The sequence below is a fragment of the Mycobacterium sp. NGS59 genome, assembly GCF_059812345.1.
In genome coordinates, this window is the sequence record NZ_JCALCN010000020.1 from 77,237 (window position 1) to 84,843 (window position 7,607).

Below are 7,607 nucleotides of genomic sequence, written 5' to 3' on the forward strand. Positions count from 1 at the left end.
GCAACGTGGTGTTCACAGATCTCGGCTTTTGGCGATGTTCTCCACGATGATCTGGCAGGCGGTGTCGTAAAAGGCGCTGATCAACGTGGAAAACGAGAGCTCGAAAGGATAGATCATGTGTACCGCCAGTGGTTCGAGCGTCCATTCGGGCAGGATCGGCACGATGGTGCCTGCGCGCAGTTCCGCGGTGCAGATGATCTGCGTGGGCATGACGCCCACACCGAGGTCCTGCAAGATGTACTGCTTGCACACCTGAAAGTTGTTGGCGCGGGCGCGTACCGGCGGTGACAGCTCGTATCGCCGATGGTGCCGGGCGAGGGCGAGTCTGCGGGGTCCGCCGAAGCCGAAGTCGATGAACGGCACGTCGTCGAGTTGCGCCGGTTCGCTGAGGGGATGGCTCAGCTGCGCGACGAAATCCCTTGAGGCGCACAGGAACAGCTGCAGATCGAACACCTTCCGTGCAATGAGCGTCGAATCCTGCAGCGGACCGGGACCGAATACCACGTCGAAACCGTCTTTGACCGGGTCGACCATGTTGTCGACCAATCGAATGTCCAACCGCGACTGCGGATAGCGCTGCAGGAACGTGGCTCCGACCCGCGATGCATAGTCGATGCCGACGAATACCGGTATCGCGACCCGCAACTCGCCCTGGGGTTCCTGCCTGCTCGCTTCGACCAGTGCACGTACCGCGTTGGCTTCGGCCAAGATGCTCGTCGCGTGGGTATAGATCTGTTCACCGACGTCGGTGACGGTGAGTTGGTGCGTGTTCTTGCGCAGCAGCTTGATGCCCAGATCGGACTCCAGCCTGGTCAACTTCCGGCTGACCGTGGACTTGGGCATGCCGAGCAGCCGCGCGGCCTTCGACAGGCTGCGGCTTTCGACGACCTTGCCGAATATCAGCAGGGCATCGACGTCGAATGTGAGGTGCTGTTCCATGGGGAGTGTTCCAATCATGCAACAGGCAGTTGCGTTTTTGCGGCTGTTTCGACGGAATCCGCAGCTGTTACCGTCGGCGCGAGGAGGGGCCCATGAGTCACCACAGCCCAGTGACCAAACCCGCAAGCGGCCATTGGACCGACGCTTACCCAGAACTCGGCCGCGGCCCGGTATCGCTCGAAGACTGCGTGTCCGAAGAGTTCTACGAAAAAGAGCGCGAGCACGTCTTCAAGAAGACGTGGCTTTATGTAGGCCGGGTCGAACGGGTTCCGCGCTCGGGTAGTTATTTCACCCGCGAACTGAAGGTGTTGAACACCTCGATCATCGTCGTGCGCGGCAAGGACGGGGTGATCCGGGCTTTCCACAACATCTGCCCGCACCGGGGCAACAAGATGTTGTGGGAGGACGACCCGTTCAAGGAAGTGTCGGGCCGGGCGCCGTTGCTGTACTGCCGATTTCACGGCTGGCGCTACAAGCTGGACGGCTCGCTGCATTCGCCGACCCGCAAGGATCTGCTACTGGATTTCGACGCCGACAGCTGCCGGGTGCCGGCGGTGCAGTGCGAGGTGTGGGAGGGTTTCATCTTCATCAACCTCGACCCGCACAACACCGAGCCGCTGCGTTCGTACCTCGGTGAGCTCGCCCATGGCATCGAGGGTTATCCGTTCCAGGGCCCGCACCAGGTCTACAAGTTCTCCGCCGAACTGCAGTGCAACTGGAAGATATTCGTGGACAGCTTCGCAGAGAGTTACCACGGGCCCTACCTGCACGCGACGTCGTTCGGCAGCGTGACCGCGGAGGCCAGAGACGCACTGGACAAACCGAATCCGTTCACCGACGCCCTGGCCTATCAGCTCAGCGGCCCGCACCGGATGTTCTCGTTCTCCGGCGAGCCGTCGCGAAAGACGGAGTACTCCAAGCCCATCGAGTGCGTCATGGAGGCAAGCGCGGCGGGACCGTGGAACAAGAAACTCGATCGGGGCCCGATGCCCCCGGGCATCAATCCCACGAGGTCGGAGAAGTACGGTTTCGACTCCTTCCAGTTTTTCCCCAACTTCGTGATCATCTTCGGTTCATCAGGTTTCAGCACCCATGCGCACTGGCCGACTGGCCCACACTCGCACCTGTTCGAAGTCGAGATGTTCTATCAGCCGCCCAAGACGCACAAGGAGCGGCTCGGCCAGGAACTGACCGTGACCTATCTCAACGACATCATCTTGGAAGACGCCAGTCCCTCCGAGGGGCTGCAGGCGATGCTCAACAGCGGTGTCCTCAAACAATTCACGATGAACGACGAGGAGATCCTGTTGCGGCACCTGCACAAGGTGGTCGGCGACTACGTCGAGGCCGGTGCGAAGGCGAAGGCAGGTCAGCGATGAATGCCGTTCTGCCGGAGGAATTCTCGCATCTCGAGCACCTGGTGCCCCAGTGGGCGATCGAGGACGGCCACGAGCGCTACGTCAAGCGCGTCAACAGTTCCATGGATCAGATCCGCGCGTTCTACAACGAGGTGTTTCCGCACGCCGAGGAAGCGGTCGCCTATATCGACAAATTCGACTACGCCGAACCGCTGCCCGACGACGTCGCGAATCTGCGCAATCTGCTCTACTCGTTGATCACCGTCTCGCTGGCAGTCGAGCTGTGGCAGCAGCCACGGGTAAAGCATTCGGCCAACACCATTCTCACGAGAATGAGCTGAGGCCATGAGCCTGGGCTCCGCACAGCTGGAAATCATCGACCTCACACCGAACATCGGCAGCGAAATACGAACCGACCTCGACACGCTGCGCAGCGGTCTGGCGGCCGGTTCGATCCGCGAGATCCTCGAGCGCCGGGGGGTGGTGTTCTTCCGTGGGCTCGATATCGGCGACGAGCAGCAAGTTGCCATCGCCCAGACGCTGGGCACCGTCGTGGCGAACGAAGGCGAGGGAGGCATCAACAAGATTTCCCTCGACGAAAAGGTGAACCAGCGCGCCAGATATCTGAAGGGCTCGATGTTCTGGCACTTCGACGGTTCCCTGCAGCCGTTGCCGAACCTGGCCACCCTGCTGCGGGCGGTACGGCTGTCCGACACCGGTGGACAGACCGAATTCTGCAACACCTACCGGGCCTACGAGGACCTCCCCGAAGACGAAAAGCTGCGAATAGCGGAATTGCGGGTCGTGCACAGTGCGGAGCGCTCCCAGTACTACGTCAGCCCGGAGATGAGTTACGCCGAGGTCGAGTTCTGGCAGAAGTCACCCACCAAGGCGTGCCCGCTGGTGTGGACCCACCAATCCGGCCGTAAGTCGCTGCTGTTGGGGGCGACGTCCGATTATGTCGTCGGGCTGCCGGTCGAGGAAAGTCGCGCTTTGCTTGCCCGCCTTCGGGATTGGGCCACCCAGCCCCAGTACGTCTACCAACATCAGTGGCAGCCGGGTGATCTGCTCATCTGGGACAACACCGGAACCATGCACCGGGTGCTGCCCTATGCCGAAGACAGCGGTCGACTGATGCACCGAACCATCCTGGCGGGCGAAGAGCCGCTGCAGTGAAGCTGGGCATCGCCTACCGGGACGTCGACCCGGACGCCGCGGTCATCTCGTCCTCGTCAGCAGTGGGCGGCTGGGACCGCATGCCGGCTCACGTCTGAGTTCGTCGGAATTGCCGGTTCCGCGCGGTCGAGGAACCGACCCGGCGCAGAGCTTCGTGCGGGAAGCGATCGCATCGTTAAAAGGACACGGCGCCGAACTGCGATGACCCAAGCGCCAAAAAGCCAGGCCCCGAGGATTAGGTTTGATCCCATGAGCAAGGACCGCGGTGAATCCGCGTTCACCTGGCTAGGGCGGCGCGACCTGGTGAGCCAAATGCACGAACAGCTCGACGAGCTGGTGGCAGCGCGCGACCAGATGGAGCAACTGGTACGGGTCATCGTCGAGATCGGCTCGGATCTGGACCTGAATGTGACGCTGAATCGCGTCGTCAAGGCGGCGATGGAGTTGACCGGCGCCCGGTACGGGGCGCTGGTGATCCGCGCCGCGGAGGGCAACCCGGTTTCGTTTGTCCGCGCAGGTATCGGCGATGCCACCGCGCGACGCCTCGGCGACCTGCCGGTCGGTGATGGTGTCCGCCTCGACGACCTGAGTGCGCAGTCACCGGTGATCGAACTGGGCCCCCAGGACCCGCCGCTGCACGCGCTGCTGGCGGTACCGATCACGGTCCGGGCAGAGGACTTCGGCAGCCTTTACCTAGCCGACGACCGGCCGGGGCGAGTGTTCACCGATGCCCATGAAGGCACCGTGTGGGCGCTGGCCACGGCTGCCGCGGCCGCCATCGACAATGCCCGACTCTACGAGCGCGAACGCGAATCGGCGAAATGGACGAAGGCCAGCCGCGAGATCACCACCGCGCTGCTCTCCGGTGACCCGCAGACCGGACCGCTGCAGCTCATCGTGAACCGAGCGCTGGAGTTGGCCGACGCCGAGCAAGCGATCCTGCTGGTTCCCGGGGAGCCCGATCTGCCCGCCGCTGAGGTGGACACCCTGATCGTCGCGGCCACCGCGGGCCGGTACGCCTCGGAGGTCATCGGTCGCCAGGTTCCGATGGAAGGCTCTACGACCGGCGGGGTCGCGCGCCGCGGCCTGCCGCTGATCACCGATTCCTTCGCATACCCGATCGAAGGTTTCACCGACGTCGGTGAACGCCCGGCGATCGTGATGCCGCTCATCGCCCAAGACGCCGTACTGGGTGTGATCGCTGTTGCGCGTCACCCGCAGCAGCAACAGTTCAGCGACGATTACCTCGAACTGGTCAGTGACTTCGCCCGCCACGCGGCTATCGCCCTGGCGCTGGCGGCAGGCCGCGAGCACGCCCTCAACCAGGAATTGGCCCAAGCAGACACCGTCGATGACGCGCTACAGGCCGCCGCTGAGGAGCTTCGTCGGCAATGGCGGGCGCGCCGCGTCCTGGCCGTCACCTTCCCGACGGGCAGTTCTCCCTTGGAGAACGGGTACACACCGCAGATCGTGTCGGTCGGTGAGTCCGTGCGCTGGGCCGATTTACCGTCTCGCACAAGACAACTCGTCAGCGCGTTGCGCGAAGGCGACCTTCTCACACCTAACATCACCGAGCCCGGCACGGCCGGTATCGCGCTGCAACATCCCGAGGGCGTGCTTGTGGTGTGGATCGATCTGGCCGAGCAACGGCCGTTCACCCTGGAGGATCAGACCTTGCTGACGGTGCTGGCCGGCCGTCTCGGACAGGGCCTGCAACGGGTGTACCAAGTCGACCAGCAACGTGAAACGGCTCTCGCGCTCCAACACGCGATTCTCGGGCCCGCTGATCTACCGGGCGGCTTCGCGGTGCGCTATCAGGCAGCCAGCCGGCCTCTGCAGGTCGGCGGGGACTGGTATGACGTCATCGAGTTGGAGGACGGCCGGATTGCGATGGTGGTCGGCGACTGCGTGGGCCACGACCTCGCCGCGGCCACCGTCATGGGCCAGGTCCGAAGTGCCTGCCGGGCGCTGCTGTTCGAAAATCCCAGTCCCGCAGCGGCGTTGAGCGGGATGGACCGTTTCGCCTCGCGACTGGCCGGGGCCCAGTGCACGACTGCAGTCTGCGCGGTGCTCAACCCCGAAACCGGCGAGCTGGTGTATTCCAGCGCCGGACATCCGCCTCCCATCCTGGTCCGGTCCGACGGCACCGCGCAGGTACTGACCGACGGTCACACCATCGCGTTGGGGGTACGGCGCGACTGGAACCGTCCCGAAGCCCGGGTGACCATGCCGGCGCGCTCCACGCTGGTGCTTTACACCGACGGGCTGGTGGAGCGGCGCCGCACACCCCTGGAGCAAGGCATCGCAAAAGTCGCCGAGGTGACGGGGGACGCTCGCGCCGACCCCCTGGACGAGTTGGCGAACGAGATCATGACCGGTGTCGCGCCCCAGGGGGGCTATCAGGATGACGTTGTGCTGCTGCTGCACCGCCATCCTGGCCCACTGGAGTTGAAGTTCCCGCCCGACGCCAGTCATCTAGCACCGACCCGCACGGCGTTGCGTACCTGGTTGACCCGAGCCCGAATGCGACCGGAGCAGACCATGAACGTGCTCATCGCCGCCGGGGAAGCCGTGTCCAACGCCATCGAGCACGGGCATCGCAACAAATTGCACGGTTCGATCTGCGTGGACGCGGTCGCGCTGGGCGACGAGGTGCAGTTGACGATCACCGACACGGGGACGTGGAAGCCACCTGAGCCGTCTACCAAATCTCAGCGCGGACGCGGTATCACCTTGATGCGGCGACTCATGCACGACGTGACCATCGACACCGACAACGCCGGAACCACTGTCCGCCTATCCGCGAGGATCGCCTGATGCCCACATTGCTCACCCTTGAGACGGCGCGTTCCGACGACGGCAAACTGGTGCTGCTCGCGGCGGGGGAGATCGATCTGAGCAACATCGACGCCTTCAATCAAGCCCTGAACACCGCAAGCGCCGAAGCGGAGACTGCGGGCGGAAGGTTCACCGTAGACCTCAGCGCCGTGGAATATCTGGACAGCGCGGCGATCAACGCGTTGTTCGCGCACGCCGACCATATTCAGCTCGTCTCCCACCCCCTGCTGGTGTCCGCTCTCACCATGAGCGGCCTGGCCGAACTGGTCAGCATCGAAACCGCGCCCGAGGCCGAAGTCGGCTGACCAGCCCCCGGCTGAGCTCGTCGAACTCTGCTATGTGGCTGACAATCCTGGTGATGGCCTTGGCCGTCAGCCTCGAACCGTTCCGGATCGGCATGTCGCTGCTGATGCTCAACAGGCCTCGGCCGGCGTTGCAGTTGCTCGCATTCCTGCTCGGGGGTTTCGCGATGGGGATCACGGTGGGCCTGGTCGTGATTTTCGTCTTGCGACGACGGCTGGTCGCGTCCGGCCACGTCACGTTGCCCAACGTTCAGGTACTCATCGGTGCATTGGCCCTGGCTGCCGGCATAGTGCTGGGTGTCACCGTCGCCTTGCGCCGCCGCGCCGACTCGACCCGACGGACGGCCGACACCCTCGTTCGCGAGGCGGTCCTCGCCAAGTTGCCGGCGCGGGTGCGCCGAGTGCTGGGCGGTCACTCGCTATGGATCGCGACGGTGGCCGGTCTGGGAATCGCGTTGCCCTCGGTGGATTACCTGGCCGCTCTGGCGGTGATCCTGGCTTCGGGCGCGCCGGCGATGACCCAGGTCGCGGCGTTGCTGTTGTTCAATGTGACCGCGTTCGCCGTGGTCGAGGTCTCGTTGATCGCTTGCCTGCTGGCTCCGGACGCCACCCAGCGGTCGCTGACCGCGCTGAACAGCTGGGTCGCCGCACGCCGTCGACTCGAAGTCGCCGCTCTGCTCGTGGTGGTCGGCTGCGTGCTGGTGGTAGCCGGCCTGACGGGGCGTTGACATCTGAGATGTTTCGAACACGTGTGCGACGGATATCCGACGGGGATGAGTAACGCGAACGACGACAACCGACAAGCGCCGCAAGAGAACCCCGAGAAGGACACGTCCGAGTGGGTCACCGGAGACGAACCGATGACGGGTGCGCAACGCAGCTACCTGGACACGCTGGCCCGGGAGGCCGGGCGTGAGGTCCCCGACGATCTCACCAAGGCGAACGCGTCGGACCTGATCGAAGAGTTGCAGCAGCAAACGGGACGAGGCGCCCG

The 7,607-nt window shown here is 64.2% G+C and carries 8 protein-coding genes; 7 read left to right on the top strand and 1 reads right to left on the bottom strand.

Going from position 1 to position 7,607, the window contains the following annotated elements; all coding sequences use genetic code 11:
- Positions 1-12 precede the first annotated feature (12 nt).
- On the bottom strand, positions 13-939 hold the full coding sequence (locus AC5Y46_RS19835) for a LysR family transcriptional regulator (RefSeq protein WP_499945831.1): 927 nt from the start codon (positions 937-939) through the stop codon (positions 13-15).
- A gap of 92 nt (positions 940-1,031) precedes the next feature.
- Here AC5Y46_RS19835 and AC5Y46_RS19840 point away from each other — a divergent pair, with 92 nt between their 5' ends.
- The 7 genes from AC5Y46_RS19840 to AC5Y46_RS19870 form a co-directional block, all read left to right on the top strand.
- A complete protein-coding gene (locus tag AC5Y46_RS19840; protein WP_499945832.1) occupies positions 1,032-2,318 on the top strand; it encodes an aromatic ring-hydroxylating oxygenase subunit alpha in 1,287 nt (428 codons plus the stop codon).
- Positions 2,315-2,638 carry a hypothetical protein gene (locus AC5Y46_RS19845; RefSeq protein WP_499945833.1) on the top strand — a complete coding sequence of 108 codons (324 nt, stop codon included), beginning with the start codon at positions 2,315-2,317 and terminating at the stop codon, positions 2,636-2,638. The genes AC5Y46_RS19840 and AC5Y46_RS19845 overlap by 4 nt, the downstream gene beginning before the upstream one ends.
- 4 nt (positions 2,639-2,642) lie before the next feature.
- Positions 2,643-3,473 (top strand): TauD/TfdA dioxygenase family protein, encoded by an 831-nt coding sequence (locus AC5Y46_RS19850; protein WP_499945834.1) that lies wholly within the window; start codon positions 2,643-2,645, stop codon positions 3,471-3,473.
- Positions 3,474-3,722: 249 nt separating this feature from the next.
- Positions 3,723-6,290, top strand: a complete 2,568-nt coding sequence (locus tag AC5Y46_RS19855) for a SpoIIE family protein phosphatase (protein ID WP_499945835.1) — start codon at positions 3,723-3,725, stop codon at positions 6,288-6,290.
- Entirely contained in the window at positions 6,290-6,616 is a 327-nt protein-coding gene (locus tag AC5Y46_RS19860; RefSeq protein ID WP_499945836.1) for an STAS domain-containing protein, read from the top strand. Before AC5Y46_RS19855 ends, AC5Y46_RS19860 begins: the two co-directional genes overlap by 1 nt.
- Positions 6,617-6,648: 32 nt before the next feature.
- Positions 6,649-7,341, top strand: coding sequence for a GAP family protein (locus AC5Y46_RS19865; RefSeq protein ID WP_499945837.1), 693 nt, complete (start codon positions 6,649-6,651; stop codon positions 7,339-7,341).
- A gap of 45 nt (positions 7,342-7,386) precedes the next feature.
- Positions 7,387-7,607 (top strand): DUF3072 domain-containing protein (locus AC5Y46_RS19870; RefSeq protein ID WP_499945838.1); only part of this gene is annotated, 221 nt, incomplete at its 3' end.